Genomic DNA, 18,968 nt, shown 5'->3' with positions numbered 1-18,968 from the left:
TTTTATAAACACATAATATTTCTTAAAGTAACTTATTTATCTCTTCATCTATTATTTTCCTTGTTGGTTCTACTTCACTGTAAATCACTTCAATTTCATTACTTTTTAATCTTTCAAAAATACTAAACATAAGGTTCTCATTCTTTACTCGATCAATAAATTCATCAAAATTATATTTTGTTAGTCTTGTTAAATGTACCGATTTATATGCAATGTATAAAACGATACTCTTTTCTACAACTTTCCTAATTTCATCGTCTCCAATAAATGTATCCTTCAATAATAAAAAGTATCTAAAGGCTATATCGTTTCTTATGTATGGTGTAAATCCTAAAAAAGAAGAGATTAATAATATGTCTATAGTTTGAGCAACATATGAATAAGTTGCTACATTAAAAATTTCGAGGTTTGTTAACTCTTCAAATTGTTGATATTCTTTTTTATATCTATTACATCTATCTTCTAAACTTAACTTCGAATCATTTGTATCTATAAAAATTAAATTGCTCAATATAAATTCATCAAGTTCTTTCTCAATATCCGATAACGCCCTAAATTTATCAAAAAACTCTGATGTATTTTTCACTTCGGAATTTAGAATAATGGAAACAAACTTCCAATAGAACTTATTTATTAACTCATTATTGTCATTGTAATATTTTAATACCAGTTCTTTAATAGGAAGGATGTGTATTAAATTTGAATGGTTTTTGGTTACTTCAAGAGTATCAAAGTAAGCTCTTTTAAAGATATCTATTAAATTTTTATCTAAAAGCTTAACATCTGAATATCTAAAAAAACCTTCCAATTTTATTAATGGGTCATCAACAACATGGTAATCACCAAAAAGAGTGAAAAAATAATGCTCATTATCTTTAACATTCAGATAAATTGCACCTGAAAGTAATAAACACTCTTTTGCTCGAGCCCAATTCTCAATCTCAAACTCAACTAATGGTAACCTTTTATACCAAAAAAGTTTCACTTCATCAATTATTCTTAGTATTTTACTTGGTTCCACTGGTGCATTATTATCGATGTCTGGTAGTAATTTATTTAATAATTGGTTATATTCTATTTGTATTATTTTTAATACATCATTTGCCATATACTAAATCCTTATATTTTACTTTATACCATTTTGGAAATTCATAGACTTCAGATAAGAGCTCAATGTGTTTTTTTAATATTTTTAATATATCGTAAATCACACTTGGTAATTTCTGATAAAAATTAAAATCTGCAACCGTATGGTATTTATGTAGTGGGTTATCGCAAATTAACATAGAGCTTTCTCTAATAGCCCCCCAAAAACCATGAGCGTAATTTGTCGTGTATTCATAATATATTTCGTATAATTCCTTTTCATTTACTTCTTCAAACTTCTTCTTAATATTTTGCTGATCAAAAAAACGAACATCAATATTCACAAATTCCTCCCACATAGGTTCATTAACTATTGTTTCTACAATTGGTACTGCTATATGGCTTTCTCTCTCAATACTACTTTCACGAACACGAAGTAGAATGTGTTTATATTTTCCAATTCCATATAATTGATATCCTTGAAATATATCATCTTGACTAGCTTCTTTTATGATAAGATATTTCATCATAATAAAAACCTCTAGTATAGTTCTAAATGCAAGGCGTCCTAAAATTGAGTCCTTTAGCTCATTGTTTATTACTTCACCAGTCAATTTAAGAATATAGCATGTAGAACCCATTAGCACATTAAATTTTGGATCTTCAATTAGTTTCTCTTTATTAAGTAGGGTAATATTTTCAAATACTTTCTTTGTATCATAAAAAAACTCCTGTATATCATACACATGTTCAGGGTGATCAATATACAGTGGGGAACAATCAGTACATAGACCAAGTTCTCTCCAAAAATAAGAAATAAATTCATCGTCATTCTCTTCCATATCAATAACTTCGAAACTCCTTATTGATGGCCTATAAAACCTCATTCTTTCATCTTCGTGATCCGTTTTACTATAGTTCTTAATAGATTCTATAGTCATGCCAACTCCTTCTGATAAACGAACCATTCCTTTAAAAAGGGGCAGGCAAATAGATAAGTATCTTAGATCCGTTGTATCGTTAGATTGGTGATTATAAAACATCTTTACTGAACTTCTTAACGTTGAAATTCTATCCTCTACTGTTTGACTGTTATCATAAAAGTAATGATTAAAGACTTTATGTTGTTCTCCTCGATATAATATAGTCAGAGGGGACAAAATACTAGGATTAATGAAGTTACATATAATTTTATATATCTCATCCTGTTTCTCTTTCGACAAGCTAAATATCATTGATAATTTTGGCTGTGTAATGTCCACGTTAATATTTGCAATATGATAAAGAATGCTTTCTCCTTTTTTTAATCCTTTATCTCTTCCATAATAATTTAAAATTAATCCTAACCATAAATATTCTGGAAGCCTTTCTTTAGTCCATGAATTAAATTTTAGAGTATCTCCAAAAGAATCGTTGGCCGGAGAAACAATTATTCCTTTCTTAAATTTATGATCAGATAATTTACTTAAGTTTTCTCCCTTCATATTTACCTCCTTTTCCAATCTACAGGATATTTTAAACTTTTGTTAAATCCCTATTTTACATAAATTAAAAGCACCTACTCTCTCGTATATTTTCACAAAACAGGTAGATGCTTTTTCGTTCACTGCTCTCTGCAGCAGGATACTTTATTATTTCAATTCATCGTTGCTTACTTCTTTGCTAATAGTTGTTTTAACACTTCCAAATGATTATCATTACTGTCCCCACTAAATTCCTTACGCCAATCGATAATTTCTATTTCTCTTACAGTTACCCTTGTTTCTTCATTCCAAATAATGCTTATTACGAACTTATTATCCATTTGAATTACTTGACCGTGATATTCTCCATACTCTCTTTGTAATGTTACTCCATTTTTTAAATTGCATTAATCCTAGATCCTTGATCAAATCTGATTACTTCTTATTCATTGTCTCCAAAAGACTTTCGAAAGTATAGTCAGATGGGTTGATAAATGGTTCTTTATCCAGTTTATAATTGCTTTTATCACATCCTATACTTGTTAAATAATCGTTAACTAACCTAGCTTTTGAATTTGGAATTATGATTTTGGACAGAAGTTTATCCTTTGAAGAGGGAAACTCTAAGCTTATCTTATCAATATAAGCACGCATATCTCTATAATCTTTTGGGATAAATACAAAATGTCCGTACTGACTATATAACCTTTCAATGTCCCTTGTGGCAAAACTTTTCAGTCCATGTGGGCTAATTGCTGCACCTATCTTTTGTTCTAAACCATGCATTTTTGCATATACGAAATCTCGATAAGTTTTATCCTCGGCAGGATGCTTTAACCATTCTTCACCGTACATTAATTTGTTCATTTCGTATGGAGTAAATAACCAAAGGACTGAATCATCATTTGTTGTATTGGCCTTTTCAGTAGCGAAAAACAATGCAGTGTTTAGGTCTTCAGTCCAATCAATAAATCTAGTTGGAATCCCATAATGTTGCATGTAATATACAATATCCCAACCATTTTTTGTTAAGCTTTCGTGTAATGTTGGGAACTTATCTAACAGTTCCTTGCTAAATTTTTCGTAAATCCAGCTTTCATACATCATTATGTATGTACCAATCATTAATTCACTACTCTCTGGGCCACCCATAGGAAGTTGCCTCATAAACGTGGAAGGCGTGGTATCATACATTCTTGCTTCCCCTCTATACCAAAGCTCACCCTTTGCCAAATTAATATTGAATCTATCTGCATGATTACTTATTTCATTAGTAATTTTTATATATATTTTCTCTGCAGCATCCATAAACCCATCCCTCTGTTATTCTCGAATTTTCCACAATTATACTAAATTTTTCTCCTTTGCAACCACAAAACTACACTATTTCCTTAAGTAATTTTTTAAAGTGCTTTTCTAGTATTAAAATTCAAAGAGTCATTAACAACTATTGCCTTCTAGTTTCATATTGGCTAAAAACAGTCTTAAATCAAGACTTTAACCGACATTTTTTTAGCTAAAACCTATACTTTTTGAAGAAATAAAAATACCACATAACCCGTAAACCCTTTAATATCAAGGTTTACACGGCTATGCGGCTTTATTTAGGCGTTTTAGGGGTACCCCCCTATCGAATTATGCGATTTTTCGCGTGGTTGGCCGGACGCGGTCGTCATATTGAAAAGTGTAAAGATTAGACCTCCCCTAGGGTAACACAATTGTTCTATTTGACCAGTTTTTCAGTGTAAGGTAGTAGTTCTTCAATCTTCTCCACAATTCGTTTTTGTTCATCCAGTGGTGGAAGTGGAAGTAGATAACTTCGCAATACAGTCAATGAAACGAAAGCTTGTGCACCACCACTTGCATTGGCTTTCATTCTTGAAACTTGACTTTTAAGATAATACATCAGATATTTCGACATAATCATATTAGGAGTATACTGTTTGAATAAAGCGACATTCTTAATTGCCATCTCAAAATAGTTCTGAGGTTCAATTAAAATCATACTTCCAATATTCCCACCAATCATTGAAAAAAGAATGTCTCCTACTTCAACATTTGATCGTTTACTTATTTCTTTATAATCATTCTCTGAAACATACTGGGTTTTTGATAATTCAAAATAACCATTATAAAAATCTTTTCCAGTAATTAATGGGTAACCATTTGATACATAGGCTGGGGTGTCATGGGTTCCGTCTCGAACATCTATCACTTCAGAAAACCTTGCCCATTTCCAATTCTCTGGTATATCAAATAGGATCTCATCCTCTGTGATTTCAGGAAGATTCTTTGTCTTCTTTATCTTGCCTTCTTTTATCAGCTTTTCTTTTTGTTCTTGAATCTGCTGATAAAGTTCTTCAGCAGTACCCTCTTCTTTTCGCTGTTCTACTAGCTTACCTTGGATCGCATATTGCAAAATAGATTTTTGCATATCCTCCGGGAACTTCTTATTCAGCTCCTCGACCTCAAAATAGGCTTTATCGTATTTCTCCACATAAGGCATTAGTTCTTCTATCTTTGCTACGATACGTTTTTGTTCTTCAAGAGGCGGAAGGGGAACTACATAATTCTTTAACTCCTGAAATGGAGGTATGTTTTTTATAGCTGAACCTTTACTGCTTTTTCTAGCCGTCTTTTTTAATATAAAATCAAAATATAACAAAAAATATTCTACATATACACTAGGCATTAATTTCATCTGCATAAGAGCTTGATTAATAATGCCTTGCTCAAAATCAGTGGGCATTACATAAGTTTCCCCAATCGTACCAGCACAACTGACTATTATATCACCCGGTAATAATTCAAATCCTTTCATTTTAGATTCAAAATATTCACGAGTTATATAATAATCACCTAAATCAACACTTTTTTGAATAGCATTTTTTTGCTCATATACTTTTACAGTATCAGTTCCCTTTGGAACAAACATTGACTTAGTTAAAGCACTCCCAAAAGGTCCTTTTTTATAACTTCCTAAGTCCCCAAATCTTACCCACTCCCAATTTTCTGGAACATCAAAAGGAATTTCGTCTTCATTAATTTTAGGAAATGGCTTTTCTCTTCTTATCTTTCCTTCATTTATCAGCTGCTCTTTTTCTACCTTAATCATCTTAATAAGTTCCTTGGCAGCACCTTCTTTTTCTCTCTGTTGGACGAGTTTTCCCTGTATTGCCAATTGAAGTATACTATTCTTTAAGTCTTGTGCATTCATTTAATTACCTCCAAGCTTAGAAGTAATCTGTTCAAGAACATAGTCAATTTCAGCATTAAGAGAAGCTCTCTTTTCTTGATACTCTTGAATTAAGTCCATTGGATCCAAGATTACTTCTTCCTCTTGAGGAAAGCCACATAAATCAATGTTGTAGCTTTTTTCTTCAATCTCACTGATTGGATATTTCTTCGCTTTAGGGAAACCATCAACTTCAATTTCTTCTCTGTTATTCCACCAAGCGAGAGCTTCATTGAAGTGTTCCAACTTCATCGGTCTAGTCTTGGAGAAGTTTTTATAACCTTCAGGCATATCCACACGATAGAACCATGTTTCTTTTGTCGGTTCTGTATTGTCGAAGAACAAGATATTCGTTCTAATAGATGTATATGGTGCGAATACACTATTTGGCATCCTTACAACAGTGTGAAGATTAAATTCACTGAATAATTTCTTCTTGATATTGAATTTGGCATTATCAGTTCCAAAGAGGAAGCCTTCTGGAATGATAACTGCTGCTCGGCCATTTTTCTTAAGTCGATACATGATCACATTCATAAATAAATCAGCTGTTTCAGAACTTCTCAATTCCATTGGAAAGTTGACTTTGACGCTTTCTTTCTCACTTCCCCCATAAGGTGGATTCATCAAAACTACATCAAACGGCTCCATTTTACGAAGTTCTTTATAATCTATCTCTAGAGCATTGCCATGAAGGATATTCGGATCATCTATATCATGAATCAGCATATTGGTCACACATAGCATATGTGGCAATGCTTTCTTTTCAATTCCATACACAGACTTGTTATAGATTTGTCTATTTTCAAGAGAGTTACCAACTTGTTTATCCAGTGCAGATAAAGCAGATGTCAAGAAGCCCCCGGTACCACAGGCGAAGTCTCCGATTTTTTCTCCTAATACCGGTTTAACCACTTCTACCATAAAGTCTGTGACAGCTCTAGGCGTATAGAACTCACCGGCATTTCCTGCACTTTGTAAGTCTTTAAGAAACGATTCATAGATTGTACCGAATTCATGGCGCTCTTTATATTCTGTAAAGTCGATCTCATCAATTATATTAACTACTTGACGAAGTAGTACTCCATCTTTTTGATAGTTGTTGGCATCTTCAAAAGCTGATTTTACGATGATTTGACTCATCGGTGTTTCTTCATCAATTTCTAAATTCTTAAGGGTAGGAAACAGTTTGTTATTTACAAAATCCAGTAAAGAATCACCGGTCAGTGCCTCACCGTCTTTTAGATCAACCGCCCAATCTCTCCATTTTAAACCTTCCGGAATGATGGACTTATAATTGTCATCATAGAGCTCCCATGCTTCTTCCTTTGCATCATATATTTTCAAGAAAAGAATCCACACGATTTGCTCAATTCTCTGGGCATCTCCATTAACACCCGAGTCATTTCGCATAACATCTTGAATTCTCTTTACAAAATTACTAATCGCCATAAATTATACCTGCCTTGTCTACTATTGTTTGTTTTACTTATGCGTAATAAATTTCATTCTCTAGTTCTTTTACTGCCTTTAGATAGGCTTCTTTTCCACCAAAGGCTTTGACTATTTTCATTGGACTACCAATCTTAGCAAATTCCTTTAGTTGAAGTACTTTTGTATCTTCGATCTCTTTAATACCATCATTGGCATACTTATCAAGCAGTGCTTCAATGACTTGCTGGGCAACATCGGAGTAATTGTACAGATAGTGACGTTTCTTCACATTCTCCGCTCTCTCTTTTTTTGTCAGCGGTGGTTTATCGTAAGCCAAGTGACAAATGAGATCAAAATCATCTAGCTCCGTTTTGCCCAATTCTTCTCTGACCGCATCTAGCAGTACACCACTGTCTTGTAATTCATCAATGATGGCTTGTTTTTTCTCCGCTTCTGTCCAAGTTCTCAAGAAATCATCCAGCCTTGCATATTGCTCTAGGATATTTTTCTTTGTGTAGTCAGTCAGACTTTCAGTGATGAGCTTCCCATCCTTATCGACATATTGGACTCTCTCTGAAAGAACTCGAACAGTAACATCGCCTATATAATATTTGCGAGGTTTATCCTCACCCTCATCATTAAAAGGTGGTGTGTCTCCAGTTCCATACTCACCATTATCTTCTTTGACACCATCATTCCCAGTATCTTCTCCAGTGCCTTCTTCTCCTCCATCTGTCGGTGGGTCTGGTTCATCCACCGGATCATTCCCATCAAGGTCAATAACCACTTCTGGTCTGCCATCAAAGGCAGGGTCAGCAAAGAGGCGGCTGGAGTTACGAAAGTCCATAATGGTAAAGTAGGTCTTACCGTATTCTTCAAGAAGTCTTGTGCCACGACCAATAATCTGCTTAAATTCGGTCATGCTATTGATGTTATTTTCCAAAACAATCAACTTACACATTTTCGCATCCACACCGGTCGTCATGAGCTTACTGGTTACTGCTATAACCGGATAAGGGCTTTCTTCATCAATAAAATGTTCCAGTTGGGCTTTTCCTTCATCATTATCCCCCGTAATACGCATGATGTATTTATGATTTTCCGCATACAAGTCTTTATTCTCATTGATAAGTGCTTGTCTCATACGCTCGGCGTGTTCAATGTCCACACAGAATACGATGGTTTTACTAAAGCGATCAGTTTTCTTTAAGAACTCTGTAATTTTAGATGCTATAACTCGTGTGCGATCATCAATCACAAGAGATCGTTCAAAATCTTTTGCATTGTACTCTCGATCCTCAATTTCATAGCCATATTTATCAACCTTTCCTGCTTCCGGTCGATAACCTTCTAAATCTTTATCAAGACCAATTCTGATGACTTTATAAGGCGCCAAGAAGCCATCATTGATTCCTTGTTTTAAAGAGTACTCATAAATAGGCTCACCAAAGTATGTCTGGCTTGAAGCTTCTTTTGTTTCGATTGGTGTTGCTGTACAACCAATATGAGTAGCCGATGAAAAATAATCTAGAACCTTTCTCCATGCTGATTCTTCTTTTGCACTCCCTCTGTGGCACTCATCGATCACAATTAAATCAAAAAAGTTCGGCTGGAACTGACGGAACGTCTCTTCTCCATCGTCACCAGTAAGCTGCTGATACAGAGCTAAATAAATCTCGTAGGAACTATCAAGATCTTTATTCTTCACCTTTGTCATCTTCCCGCTAAAAGGCTTGAAGTCTCCGGAAATAGTCTGATCAACCAGTACATTGCGGTCTGCTAAGTAAAGGATCCTTTTCTTTAAACCAGATTTCCACAACCTATATATAATTTGGAAAGTCATATAGGTCTTACCGGTACCTGTGGCACTCACTAGAAGCACACGGTCTTGTCCTTTGGCAACCGCATCGACTGTTCGATTGATTGCGACTCTTTGATAATATCTAGGTGATTTATAATTAGGCACATAATAATAAGGCTCTAAGATAACCTTTTCTTCAGCCTCATTGACATTTTTATCAATTAAATATCTTTGGTATAATTCTTCTGGCGATGGAAATTCTTCAAGTCTCAGTTCTTTTACTTCACCAGTAATCAAGTTCTGCTCGACAAAGGCATCTCCATTAGAAGCGTAGACATAGGATATGTCCAGTGCTTTCGCATATTCGATCCCTTGCTGCAAACCTGCTCCTACGGGATGATTATTATCTTTGGCTTCTATGACTGCTAAAGGAAAGTTATTTTTATAAAAAAGTACATAGTCCGCTCTCTTCTTTTTTCCTCTGGCAGTTACATTTCCACGAAGGATAATTCTACCAGCCGTAAAGGCGTATTCAAGTCGAACTTGCTTATTTATGTCCCACCCTGCACCAGTGATTGCCGGTGTAATATATCTAGCTTTGATATCTTCTTCAGATAAATTTCTCTTTCCCATTAGCTCAGCCCCTTCACCCTATTTTTCGCAAAATCGCTTATTCTATTTCAAATTCCATAATGTCTCCAATGTTGCAGTCGAGGCACTTGCAAATTTTATATAAGCTTTCTAGATTTACAGGTTGGCATTTTCCAAGGCGAGCTAATATATTGTAAGTAATCCCAGCCTGCTCCTTCAACTCCGTTTTATTCATTTTCTTGTCAATCAAGAGTTTCCACAACTTATCATAGCTTATAACCATACCAAGTCCTCCTTAGCTATGTAAAAAAAAGACAATAACATTATAGCACGTTATCAAACGAAAAATAGAGAAAACCTTACGATAATGTGAGAAACCATAAAATAAGCAACATGACTTTCGTTTTCCGTAAACATATTTTTACCCCAATTTTATCTGAACCCTTTTACTCAATCGCAAAATTTAATTTCAACGACATAAAAATAAAAAACTCCCATTTCCCAAACATTCCCTTATATTATAATGAATTTTCCGACATACAAAATTACAAAGCTTGTCCACTTGTAGAGTATTATTGACTCTCCTGATCCCATATACCTTGCTCTCTTTCCTTTTGCTTTTTATATCTGAGAACCGCCTTTCCCCTTTTTTACTCCTTTCTTAAAGATTTCAACATCCTTTAATAATAGACTACTAACTTCTTTTAAGAGATATCCTATTGTATATCTCGTAAATCTACATCTCGGACTTTGAGTTATTACAAAAAACTTAAGTTCCGATAATATATAGTTATTTGAATGAAGCCAATAACTGCTTTCCTCAATCAAAATCACTTTAGTAGTGATGATAATTTTTGCTCTACCCACTTACTCATACTGATTCCTTCTTGTTCAGCTAACTCTGTCATACTTTCTAATAGATCAATAGGTAATTCCAAACTAGTTTTTCGATAGGAACTTCGAAAAATCAGGTGACCCTCTTCATTGTAGATGTCTCCTTTTATTAAAAATGGCAGGATATCAGCTGCAAAGAAACCCTTTGTCGTTAATGGTCTTTCCCCTGCTCGAATGAAGAGTAGGATCGTGTTATCCTGTTCCCTCAATCGTATGTTTTCCATTCCCCATGTTTCATATAAATAGTCCAGGAATGGATAAAGGACAACCGTATCCTTCGGAATTTCCAGCTCTACATAGCCTTTATACTCAAAAGTGGATTGATGAATAGGATAGACTGGCTTTAACTGATACTCCCTTATCCCTTCATCAAATGGCAACCATTTTTGAATATTGGCTAAGTAAAAACCCCATTCATTATCCTTATTCCGTATAACACGTGCTTCAGGCACCTTGCTTGAATGGAATTTCTGAAATAAGACGATATCTTGACTAGGATGATAATACTCAAATCGTTTTGGGCGTTGGGATTCAGATGGCTTCAGTAATTCCGCGGCTTCCTCATATGCTGTTTCAGATATGACATAGATCGTCCTCTTATCACCATAAGGGACAGCCTCAGCTTTTATTGAACCATCTTGTATATACTTATAAACACTTTGTACAGATAACCCCAATTTCTTTGCAACCTCATTAGGACTCATGCCAGTAGGGAAAGATTGTTTTTCATAAACTAATCGATCCACTTCCTCTTTTTGATAACGGACCTCTTAACAGGGTATAACTATATAAATACGCCAATTACGGGTAGTGACAGGGTTCTTGCTATGAACCGCATAGTAACCTCTTTAAATCCTGTAAAATAATAACTTTGTTCCAAAAACCACAGTTATTGTAATGATACTGTAAAACTATAATGTTCATTGATACCATTGACTTTGAGGTTTACCGTAAAATATTGCTGAAAGCATTACCAAATGTCCTTAGCATAATGTTATCTTACTTTTCTGCTGTTTACTTTGCCCTGGTAACACGAACGCTGGTACTGTGCCCACTAGGCGTCTTTCGTCTTTAATTATCTTTAAAGTTATCTCATACGATTTAATTCGTGCTTCCAACTTTTTGATTGAACAGACTCTCATTCGATTGAGTTCGTACAACTAATTAACGAGATGTATTTTTCTAAAGCTTGACAAATCTACACCTCAAGATTAAGATAGTCACATGACTATCAAACAAGTACAATCAGATGAAAAACGTGTAAAAATATTTAAAGCACTGGCAGAAGTGAAACGAATAGAAATTATTCGTTATCTTCAACATCAAAAAAATAAAGATAGAAATTCTTGTGGTGACATTGGAGAATCCATTGGAACAAATAAATCTAATGCATCATATCATCTTAAAATTTTGGCTGAAGCTGACTTAGTCGACGTAGGTCGTGACGGTCAACATAAGTTAATTAGTATAAAGGAGGAAACGTTTAAAGAATTCTTACCTGGTTTTTTGGCTACATTATAAGTGCCAAAAAACCTTAAATTTTAACCAATAGTTTGAAAGTCATAAAACTATTTTACTTTAGGGGTGTTAATTATGAATAAAGAAAACGTTAATCATTCTAAATGGTTAATTATCACATTGTGTTTTATCGTTTTGTTGGGTCCCATGAATGCTGTCTTATTTAATGTAGCACTCGCAGACATTTCGAAAGATTTATCAATCAGCCCTTCAAAAGTCAGTTGGATTGTAGTGGGGTATTCCCTGGTTGTTGGAATCGGTTCAATGGTGTATGGAAAACTAGCTGATCGTTTTAGTATCAAAAAACTTTTAATCGTTGCTATCCTTTTGTTTATACTCGGTTCCATCCTCGGATTTAGCAATCAATCATATGCTATTGTTATTTCCGCAAGACTTTTACAGGCAAGTGGAGGAGCTGCCTTTATTGCACTTGGTATGATCGCAGTAGCCAAATTATTTCCACCAGAGAAAAAGCCTGGTGCGTTAGCGATGATTAGTTCTTCCATCGCATTGGCTGTTGGGATTGGACCTCTAGTTGGCGGTGCCATTACGAATACACTTGGTTGGCCTTATTTATTTCTAAGCATGGTTATTTCTGTTATTGGGATAGGCTTATTGATAAAATTTATGCCAAAAGAAGAAATCCATCATTCAAATAAACCTTTTCACTTTGACTTTATGGGGACTGTCTTATTATTTGCATTAATTGCGACAATTTTACTAGGAGTAAATATTAACAGTTGGCTCTTTGTTCTTTCCTTCGTTTTCTTATTATTATTTAAGACTCGAATAACGAAAGCTAACTATCCATTGATTGATATTGAATTATTTAAAAACAAGCCCTTTCTTCGCTTAATAACAGTTGGTTTTATTATTAATGTTGCATTATGTGCGAATCTGTTGCTTCTTCCTCTGTTATTAGGAAGAAAATATGAGCTATCCCCTTTTATAGTAGGGATTGCACTGTTCGTCGCTTCTTTGTTTGGCATTGTATCTAGCTTTTTCACAGGGAAAATTGTGCCGACATTTGGGAATATCAAAATGATTTATGTAGCGTCCATCATCATGATCATTGGATTCCTGACTTTAGGGTTGCTACCAAATACAAATTTAATCATTATTTTAGTCGCCGTCATTTTAACATTTATGAGCTATTCTGCGATTCAAGTATCAATAAACACTTTTATACCTAAAACATTAAATCCAGCTAAAATTGGAGTTGGTCTTGGGTTGTATAACCTATTGAATTTTGTCGGTATGGCATTTGGACCAGCAGCTGCGAGCAAAATAATGGAGGCAACAAATAGTTTCAGTTTAAACTTTGTTTTGATTGCAATTTTGATTTCTGCACATTTCTTATTGCTTGCTAAGATTTCTATAAGCGGACAAAAGAAACGTAAATATTTACATGAAAGTTCTAATGCAAAAAATATAAGCTAATTGTATGTGATCTATTCATGCTAAATATTCTAACATTCCCCTGTTTATGCAATGAATATAGAATAATAAAGCTCAGAGCCTTTGCTTTAACAAGCAAAGGCTCTTTTGACAAGTTTTACGTATATTTGAATAGAAAGAGCCTATCCAACAATACATAAATTGTGTATTTAATCGGGGAACAAGACCTACCATCCCTGAAAAGCAGATAAGACTTTGAATATTTTTGTCTTAACATACACTAACAAAAGAAGGATAAGAGTAAGACTTCCAATTATATTTAGGTAAATACAAATTCACTTAAATGTTGAGACTATCTTTAAACTTCGGTATTTCGAAATTTTTTTAACAATTGAATAGGACCTTGTTTATTAATGTGAATCATTTGTTTAGTCATAAAGGAGGGAGTATCTACCATATCACCTTCTAACCACCAAATAATAACACCGATATATGAAGCAGAAATATAACTAACAACCATCTCTTTGGGAACAGGGAGCTTATTCTCTTCTAATTTTGCTTCTGATATTGCATGAACATAAAATTCAAACAAAAAACCTTTAAAATATTGTATGAAATTAGGGATCCCTTTTCCAAGTAGCATAACCTGAAAAAATTTTTTATGTCTTGCAACATGCTCAAAAATATGGGAGGCCACATATTTTTGTAATTCATCAACATCTTTGCTAACACTAAAAAATTTCGATGCCTCACCAAACATATTTTTAAGAACCGTATCTATACTTTTACTTAATAAATCATCTTTATCTAAATAGTGACGATAAAAAGTTGCACGGTTAACAACTGCCCGAGTAGTAATATCTTGTATCGTAATTTTTTCATACTCCTTCTCGTCTATTAACTCAATTAAAGCGTCACGCAACAAATTTTGAGTACGTTGTACCCGAGGATCAACCTTCTTATTTAACATATAAGCCTCCATAAATTAAATTTACAGTTTTGCAACAGTTTTTTAGTAAGGTGTTGTGTAAGCAACATATTACGCTTTTTTGATTCTTGTTCTTTCTATGCTTTCTTACTAAAATTATTTACGATATATGTTGTTTTAGCAACATAATTCTCAAATCTTTTTGTTAAGAAAGGAATGATTTAAAATATGAATAATCAAACAAAACGTTCTCAACTAATAGAGAATCCTCGTAGATTCAACTCAGTTACAGTAATTGGAGCTGGTCTTATTGGTATTTCCTGGACAGCTTATTTTCTTGCAAAAGGGTTAGAGGTTAAAGTGAATGATGTTCGTCCTGATTTGGAAGAAGTCGTCCTTACTGGAATAGAACAAATTATCCCAACGTTACGTGATCTGGGACTCCCAACAGAGGGTATTACAGATCGGCTAATTATTGAAAAAGACCTTGAACGTGCACTGAATGGCGCTGTAGTGGTACAAGAAAACGGTCCTGAACGTATTGAATTTAAACAAGAATTATATACTCAAATTGAAAAATTTGTGAGTAAAGATGCATTGTTACTTTCATCTTCTTCTGGTTTAAAAGCAAGTGATATATCAAAAAAAATGGTACATCCAGAACGTATGTTGATTGGACATCCATTTAATCCACCGCATCTTGTCCCACTCGTCGAGATTGTACCTGGAACAAATACATCGGCTGATGCGATTGAGCACGCTGTTGATTTTTATAAAGCATTAGGGAAAAACCCACTTGTATTGAAGAAGGAAACCCCCGGATTTGTAGCCAACCGTCTTCAATCAGCATTAATTCGTGAGGCTATCCATTTAGTATCAGAAGGCATTGTTTCTATGAAGGATCTTGACGAAATTGTAACAAGTTCGATTGGTCTCCGATGGGCAGCAGGTGGTCCATTCTTGACTTTCCACTTAGGAGGAGGAAAAGGAGGATTCCCAGCTTTCCTTAAACATTTGGGCCCAGGATTGGAAGCAATTTGGGGTGACCTAGGTAAGCCACATTTAGACGAGGCTACGGTTCAATCTTTATCTGAATTGTCGATATCATCTTATGGTAATAAATCAGTAGAAAATCTTGAAAAAGAGCGTGATCATCGACAATTATCTATCCTTCGTACACTAAGTGAAAGTACTAAATAATAATCTTGTACACCTGTTAACAAAGGAAGGGATTACAATGTCAACAAATACAAATGAAAAAAACATTACCGAATCTATCCTAAAAGCAAATAAGAATAGATTAGCAGGTCTTGATAATTTTGATATCTATGATGAATTAAATCAAGTTTTAAAAGATGTTGGGTTATCCATAGAAGACAGTGGAGGGAAAGTGACTTTTTATGGACAAGATCCTATTGCCCCAAGTCCATTACATCTTGCATCAATGGCAGGAATAGCCCTAGTAGCAAAGTCAATTGCAGTTGCCGATATTTGGAGATTGCGTGGAGGAAAAGGGCAAGATATCCATATGGATTTACGTAAAGCACTTCGAAGACTATCTCCCTTTTTTGATAGAAAATGGGAAAAGATAAATGGATTTGCACTTGGAGCAGCTAGCGACCCTTATAACCCGTTTGATTTTACCTTTTATCAAACAAAAGATGGGAAATGGGTAATGCCCCTTAATCCTTATCCAAGAGTTAAGCATGAAACATTAAAATTTTTGAATTGTACGGAAGATCGTGAAGCTGTCGCCAACGCAATTCGTCAGTGGAATGCAGAAGAATTAGAAAAAGCTGCTGCTGAACGGGGAATTGTTATGCCAATGGTTCGCACAATTGAAGAATTTATGAAAGAACCTGCTTACGAACATGTAGCAAGACTTCCTCTTATTCAAATTGAGAAAATTGGGGAGAGTGATCTTCATCCCCTATCTAAAAATGTATCGACTCCTTTAGAAGGCATTCGTGCTCTTGGAATTGGTCATGTTATTGCAGGAGCAGGATTTGGGCGTTCTCTTGCTTTACATGGTACAGATGTTTTAAACGTTTGGCGCCCAACAGATTGGGAGCATGATTTAATTTATGCGACATCAAATGTAGGCATGCGTTCTACTATGCTTGACTTAGACAAAGTAGAAGGCAAACAAAAAATGGAAGAATTATTGGAAGGAGCAGATATCTTCTTTGCAAACCGTCGTGAGGGATTCCTTGAGCGTTATGGATTATCAGCGGAAGACTGTGCTAAAATCCGCCCCGGCATTATTCATTGTTCTGTAAATTTACATGGTACAGAAGGTCCTTGGGCAAACCGTAATGGGTTTGATCAAACAGCTGGATCTGTAACAGGTATAATGGCTCTGGAGGGTTCACCGGAACAGCCTAAATTACCTGTGATTGGAGTTGTGAATGACTATGCTGCCTCTTGGTTACTAGAAGTTGGTGCTTTAGTAGCACTTAAAAGAAGAGCAAAAGAAGGTGGTAGTTATCGGGTACGCGTTTCATTAGATCGTATATCCTTATGGCTTCTTTCAATGGGGATCTTTGATAAGCGATTTGTAAATGAAACAGCTGGTTCGTCAGAGGAACATGAGTTCATCGCTCCGGATTTATTTACAGCTGAGACTCCACTAGGTTTATATCAAGGGCTCACAGAGCAAGTCGAAATGTCAGAAACTCCTGGAGAATATCAAACTGTTCTTGTCCCTCGTGGCAGTGGTAAAGCTGAATGGGTCACTAATTTGAATCAGTAAATTTTAATTACACAAATAAGTGAATTCACATGCTATTAGCCAAAGGAAGCCGTTTACTATATGTCGGGATTCCTTTGGTATTAACTTTGTTGGATGCTGAAACGTACCCTTGGATGTTATAGATCAGCTTTTTAAGGTTTTATATAATAAAGATGCCTGATTTAACCGGACCTGCATTTATGAGATATTGAGGTTTTATTATATTTCTCTCACCTTAATTAAACTTTTTAAAATAGAACTAGAGGAGAAAGTCATGAAGATAGATGTAAATAACATATCCAAAAATCTAAATACGCCTTTAACAGCACCTGCTTATCCATCACCACCTCTTTACAAATTTAATGATCGGGAATATCTGAACATTTATTATCGTACAGATCCAAAGGCACTGCGTGAGGCTGTTCCAGAACCATTGGAGATTGATGAAGAGAATCCGATTGTCCGTTTTGAGCTTATGTATATGCATGATGTAACAGGATTAGGCGGATACACAGAAGCTGGGCAGGTCATTCCGGTGAGTTTTAACAACGAAGATGGGGATTATATTCATTCAATGTATGTAAATAACTTCCCTGCTATAGCAAGTGGGCGCGAATTAAGTAGCTATCCAAAGAAATGGGGAAACCCTAAACTTTATCAAGACAATGAAACTTTAGTGGGAACGTTAGATTATGGAACTCTTCGTGTTGCTACGGCAACGATGGGATACAAACAGATTGAGTTACCGAAAGAAACGGCATTAGAAGAAATATGTCGCCCAAATTTCATGGTAAAGACTGTAATGGGGTATGACCGGCAATTTCGAGTCTGTGACTTAGTGAGAACACAAATCACAGATGTAACAGTTAAAGGTGCATGGACAGGGCCAGCAAGGTTACAATTGTTTGAACATGCTCTTGCTCCACTTGCTGATTTACCAGTTTTAGAAGTAGTGGGTGCATCCCATATCCTTACGGATTTAACTTTAAATATTGCACAACCTGTTTATAATTACTTAGAGAAAAAATAGGAAAAATAGTGAAAAAAATAAAAGGAAGCCAAACATGTAGTTAATGGCTTCCTTTTATTTTTTTTTTATTCTGCCGACTAATATCTATTTGAATATTATTCTATGTATTTGTTTGACTACATATTAGGTGCTATTAGGTATCTTTCCCCCATTTGTAGGAGATGTATGAGACGGAAAAGCATCCTTTATTCTTATATACCAAGGCTTCTTTTTGACGAGTTTCTTCTATTATTAAAGTTCTTCTTAAGGTACAGATTTAAGTACCTCTGTTAAACGTAAAAAAGCTGCTTTATCACTCTTTTGTAAAGACTGATCAATGTTCTTAATGATTTTACTTTTTTGACTTCATTCAGGAATTTGAACCAAAAACAATTTAACCAATATCTCATCAGATATGTTTGTTTTAACTAAGTTAATTTCGGTATATACATTATTTTGCATAAAACATCAACCCCTTCACTATTTCTCTTTTGCAAACAATATTCTACTTTTTCACTCTTTTCATGCGAGGTTGATATATAAAGTGAGGCATAGAATAATATGCAATATGTATGTTTATACTCCCATTTCCCGTTAAATCGTTATTGTATACTTAGGTAAAAAAATATAACTACAATAAAGACAAAATTGTATTGGGATAGATCAATAACCTATTTTATAGATTAGAGAAAAGATAAAAACTAACTATCAAAAATTTATGTTTTACTCTTTACTCTTTACTCTTACTGACGACAAGTTTTTTTCTACATGCTATTCAAATATTAAAGTGTTTTTAACTGAAGTATTTTATCGTTTACTTAAAGGAATAGATTTTCCATAAGTTTTTCTTTTTGCGATTTATATAATGACTTCACCTTTC

General features: G+C 34.6%; 15 protein-coding genes. 5 read left to right on the top strand and 10 right to left on the bottom strand.

The genetic code is table 11. From position 1 onward, the window contains the following. Positions 1-22: 22 nt before the first annotated feature. The 8 genes from BW986_RS25355 to BW986_RS25320 form a co-directional block, all read right to left on the bottom strand. The gene (locus BW986_RS25355; RefSeq protein WP_076372003.1) at positions 23-1,108 is read right to left on the bottom strand and encodes a hypothetical protein; all 1,086 of its coding nucleotides are present in this window, start codon (positions 1,106-1,108) and stop codon (positions 23-25) included. Further along, positions 1,098-2,570: a DUF5677 domain-containing protein gene (locus BW986_RS25350; protein ID WP_076372001.1), complete on the bottom strand. Its 1,473-nt coding sequence runs from the start codon at positions 2,568-2,570 to the stop codon at positions 1,098-1,100. The genes BW986_RS25355 and BW986_RS25350 overlap by 11 nt, the downstream gene beginning before the upstream one ends. Before the next feature lie 414 nt (positions 2,571-2,984). Continuing rightward, the gene (locus tag BW986_RS25345) at positions 2,985-3,857 is read right to left on the bottom strand and encodes an FRG domain-containing protein (protein WP_076371999.1); all 873 of its coding nucleotides are present in this window, start codon (positions 3,855-3,857) and stop codon (positions 2,985-2,987) included. A 415-nt stretch (positions 3,858-4,272) separates the two neighbouring features. Then, a complete protein-coding gene (locus tag BW986_RS25340) occupies positions 4,273-5,766 on the bottom strand; it encodes a restriction endonuclease subunit S (RefSeq protein ID WP_076371997.1) in 1,494 nt (497 codons plus the stop codon). Next, positions 5,767-7,236 (bottom strand): class I SAM-dependent DNA methyltransferase, encoded by a 1,470-nt coding sequence (locus BW986_RS25335; RefSeq protein ID WP_076371995.1) that lies wholly within the window; start codon positions 7,234-7,236, stop codon positions 5,767-5,769. Between the two features lie 37 nt (positions 7,237-7,273). Then, positions 7,274-9,652 carry an EcoAI/FtnUII family type I restriction enzme subunit R gene (hsdR, locus tag BW986_RS25330; RefSeq protein ID WP_076371993.1) on the bottom strand — a complete coding sequence of 793 codons (2,379 nt, stop codon included), beginning with the start codon at positions 9,650-9,652 and terminating at the stop codon, positions 7,274-7,276. A 37-nt stretch (positions 9,653-9,689) separates the two neighbouring features. Beyond that, entirely contained in the window at positions 9,690-9,893 is a 204-nt protein-coding gene (locus BW986_RS25325) for a helix-turn-helix domain-containing protein (protein WP_076371991.1), read from the bottom strand. 547 nt (positions 9,894-10,440) lie between these two features. Beyond that, positions 10,441-11,250: a helix-turn-helix transcriptional regulator gene (locus tag BW986_RS25320; protein WP_081395798.1), complete on the bottom strand. Its 810-nt coding sequence runs from the start codon at positions 11,248-11,250 to the stop codon at positions 10,441-10,443. A gap of 478 nt (positions 11,251-11,728) precedes the next feature. Here BW986_RS25320 and BW986_RS25315 point away from each other — a divergent pair, with 478 nt between their 5' ends. Together BW986_RS25315 and BW986_RS25310 are read left to right on the top strand one after the other, a co-directional pair. Continuing rightward, positions 11,729-12,025, top strand: a complete 297-nt coding sequence (locus BW986_RS25315; protein WP_076371989.1) for an ArsR/SmtB family transcription factor — start codon at positions 11,729-11,731, stop codon at positions 12,023-12,025. Between the two features lie 72 nt (positions 12,026-12,097). Then, positions 12,098-13,462 (top strand): MFS transporter, encoded by a 1,365-nt coding sequence (locus BW986_RS25310; RefSeq protein ID WP_076371987.1) that lies wholly within the window; start codon positions 12,098-12,100, stop codon positions 13,460-13,462. Between the two features lie 316 nt (positions 13,463-13,778). Here BW986_RS25310 and BW986_RS25305 read toward each other — a convergent pair whose 3' ends face one another. After that, positions 13,779-14,390 (bottom strand): TetR/AcrR family transcriptional regulator, encoded by a 612-nt coding sequence (locus BW986_RS25305; RefSeq protein WP_076371985.1) that lies wholly within the window; start codon positions 14,388-14,390, stop codon positions 13,779-13,781. A 186-nt stretch (positions 14,391-14,576) separates the two neighbouring features. Here BW986_RS25305 and BW986_RS25300 point away from each other — a divergent pair, with 186 nt between their 5' ends. From BW986_RS25300 to BW986_RS25290, 3 genes are all read left to right on the top strand, one after another. Beyond that, positions 14,577-15,548, top strand: coding sequence for a 3-hydroxyacyl-CoA dehydrogenase NAD-binding domain-containing protein (locus BW986_RS25300; protein ID WP_076371983.1), 972 nt, complete (start codon positions 14,577-14,579; stop codon positions 15,546-15,548). A gap of 37 nt (positions 15,549-15,585) precedes the next feature. Then, complete coding sequence (locus BW986_RS25295) at positions 15,586-17,100, top strand: CoA transferase (RefSeq protein WP_076371981.1); 1,515 nt, start codon at positions 15,586-15,588, stop codon at positions 17,098-17,100. Between the two features lie 253 nt (positions 17,101-17,353). Further along, positions 17,354-18,109 carry an acetoacetate decarboxylase gene (locus BW986_RS25290; RefSeq protein ID WP_076371979.1) on the top strand — a complete coding sequence of 252 codons (756 nt, stop codon included), beginning with the start codon at positions 17,354-17,356 and terminating at the stop codon, positions 18,107-18,109. A gap of 243 nt (positions 18,110-18,352) precedes the next feature. Here BW986_RS25290 and BW986_RS30995 read toward each other — a convergent pair whose 3' ends face one another. Continuing rightward, on the bottom strand, positions 18,353-18,439 hold the full coding sequence (locus BW986_RS30995; RefSeq protein WP_076372108.1) for an IDEAL domain-containing protein: 87 nt from the start codon (positions 18,437-18,439) through the stop codon (positions 18,353-18,355). Between the last annotated feature and the right edge of the window lie 529 nt (positions 18,440-18,968).

Origin of the sequence: Peribacillus simplex, assembly GCF_900156045.1 — a bacterium.
GTDB lineage: Bacteria > Bacillota > Bacilli > Bacillales > DSM-1321 > Peribacillus > Peribacillus simplex_D.
Note: the sequence above shows the minus strand (reverse complement) of the source record. Positions and strands in the feature narration are given on the sequence as shown.

What these genes read in the sequence shown, in the direction of transcription:
- BW986_RS25355 (WP_076372003.1), bottom strand. Translation starts at nt 1,108, where the DNA reads ATGGCAAATGATGTATTAAAAATAATACAAATAGAATATAACCAATTA.
- BW986_RS25350 (WP_076372001.1), bottom strand. Translation starts at nt 2,570, where the DNA reads ATGAAGGGAGAAAACTTAAGTAAATTATCTGATCATAAATTTAAGAAA.
- BW986_RS25345 (WP_076371999.1), bottom strand. Translation starts at nt 3,857, where the DNA reads ATGGATGCTGCAGAGAAAATATATATAAAAATTACTAATGAAATAAGT.
- BW986_RS25340 (WP_076371997.1), bottom strand. Translation starts at nt 5,766, where the DNA reads ATGAATGCACAAGACTTAAAGAATAGTATACTTCAATTGGCAATACAG.
- BW986_RS25335 (WP_076371995.1), bottom strand. Translation starts at nt 7,236, where the DNA reads ATGGCGATTAGTAATTTTGTAAAGAGAATTCAAGATGTTATGCGAAAT.
- hsdR (WP_076371993.1), bottom strand. Translation starts at nt 9,652, where the DNA reads ATGGGAAAGAGAAATTTATCTGAAGAAGATATCAAAGCTAGATATATT.
- BW986_RS25325 (WP_076371991.1), bottom strand. Translation starts at nt 9,893, where the DNA reads ATGGTTATAAGCTATGATAAGTTGTGGAAACTCTTGATTGACAAGAAA.
- BW986_RS25315 (WP_076371989.1), top strand. Translation starts at nt 11,729, where the DNA reads ATGACTATCAAACAAGTACAATCAGATGAAAAACGTGTAAAAATATTT.
- BW986_RS25310 (WP_076371987.1), top strand. Translation starts at nt 12,098, where the DNA reads ATGAATAAAGAAAACGTTAATCATTCTAAATGGTTAATTATCACATTG.
- BW986_RS25305 (WP_076371985.1), bottom strand. Translation starts at nt 14,390, where the DNA reads ATGTTAAATAAGAAGGTTGATCCTCGGGTACAACGTACTCAAAATTTG.
- BW986_RS25300 (WP_076371983.1), top strand. Translation starts at nt 14,577, where the DNA reads ATGAATAATCAAACAAAACGTTCTCAACTAATAGAGAATCCTCGTAGA.
- BW986_RS25295 (WP_076371981.1), top strand. Translation starts at nt 15,586, where the DNA reads ATGTCAACAAATACAAATGAAAAAAACATTACCGAATCTATCCTAAAA.
- BW986_RS25290 (WP_076371979.1), top strand. Translation starts at nt 17,354, where the DNA reads ATGAAGATAGATGTAAATAACATATCCAAAAATCTAAATACGCCTTTA.